This window comes from Mesorhizobium sp. M7A.F.Ca.AU.002.02.1.1 (assembly GCF_003998535.1).
GTDB classification, from domain to species: Bacteria; Pseudomonadota; Alphaproteobacteria; order Rhizobiales; family Rhizobiaceae; genus Mesorhizobium; species Mesorhizobium ciceri.
The window spans coordinates 1-1,317 of the sequence record NZ_RZPB01001172.1; the positions used below are offsets into that span (position 1 = coordinate 1).

Genomic DNA, 1,317 nt, shown 5'->3' on the forward strand with positions numbered 1-1,317 from the left:
GAGCGACGACTACCGCAAGAAGACGATCGGCAATGCGCCGATCAAGATGGCGATCGAAGCCGGCATCCGCCAGGGATGGGATCATCTGATCGGCTCAGACGGCATCTTCGTCGGCATGACCCGCTTCGGCGCGTCGGGCACGATCGAGCAACTCTATCCGCATTTCGGCATTACCGCCGAGGCCGCGGCCAAGGCGGCGGAAGCCCGCCTGCACGCCAAGTAAGATTCTGGGCCAGTTCGGCGAAACCGCGAAAACGGCTTCGCCGGGCTGGCTCAACTTAATCGATTTAAATCCACGCCAGTGCGGCTGGATTCTTTCTGCTTCCGCCGCTATGAAACTGCAGACCCCTCGTCCGCCCTCCAACTCCCAGGGAGAGAATTATGACCGTCAGAGTTGCCATCAACGGATTTGGCCGCATCGGCCGCAACATCCTGCGCGCTATCCATGAATCCGGCCGCAAGGACATCGACGTCGTCGCCGTCAACGACCTCGGCCCAGTCGAGACCAATGCGCACCTCTTGCGCTATGACAGCGTGCACGGCCGCTTCCCGCATGAAGTCTCGGTATCCGGCGACCAGATCACCGTCGGCAAGGAGACGTTCAAGGTCACCGCGATCAAGGATCCGACGCAGTTGCCGTGGAAGGAACTCGGCATCGACATCGCGCTCGAATGCACCGGCATCTTCACCGCCCGCGACAAGGCAGCGGCACACCTGACCGCCGGCGCCAAGCGCGTCATCGTTTCGGCCCCTGCCGAAGGCGCCGACCTCACCGTGGTCTACGGCATCAACCACGACCAGTTGACCAAGGATCATATCGTCATCTCGAATGCCTCGTGCACCACCAACTGCCTGGCGCCGCTGGCAGCCGTGCTGCACGAAACGGTCGGCATCGAAAAAGGCATGATGACGACGATCCACTCCTACACCGGCGACCAGCCGACGCTGGACACCATGCACAAGGATCTCTACCGCGCCCGCGCCGCGGCGCTGTCGCAGATCCCGACCTCGACCGGTGCCGCCAAGGCGATCGGCTTGGTGCTGCCCGACCTCAAGGGCAAGCTCGACGGCATCTCGATCCGCGTGCCGACCCCGAACGTCTCGGTCGTCGATTTCAAGTTCATCGCCAAGCGGTCGACCACGGTGCAGGAGATCAACGAAGCGGTGATCGCCGCCTCCAACGGCAAGCTCAAGGGCATTCTCGGCGTCACCCATCACCCGAACGTGTCGATCGACTTCAACCACGATCCGCGCTCCTCGATCATGGCGCTCGACCAGACCAAGGTGATGGACGGCAATTTCGTATCGGTGCTCTCC

Annotated in this window: 1 protein-coding gene and 1 pseudogene; both read left to right on the forward strand. The window is 62.3% G+C overall.

Annotated features, from left to right (window positions below; all coding sequences use genetic code 11):
• Positions 1-223, forward strand: a pseudogene (locus EN879_RS36190) (transketolase); the annotation flags it as partial.
• A 158-nt stretch (positions 224-381) separates the two neighbouring features.
• On the forward strand, positions 382-1,317 hold a 936-nt coding region (gene gap, locus EN879_RS36195), incomplete at its 3' end, for a type I glyceraldehyde-3-phosphate dehydrogenase (protein WP_127274724.1).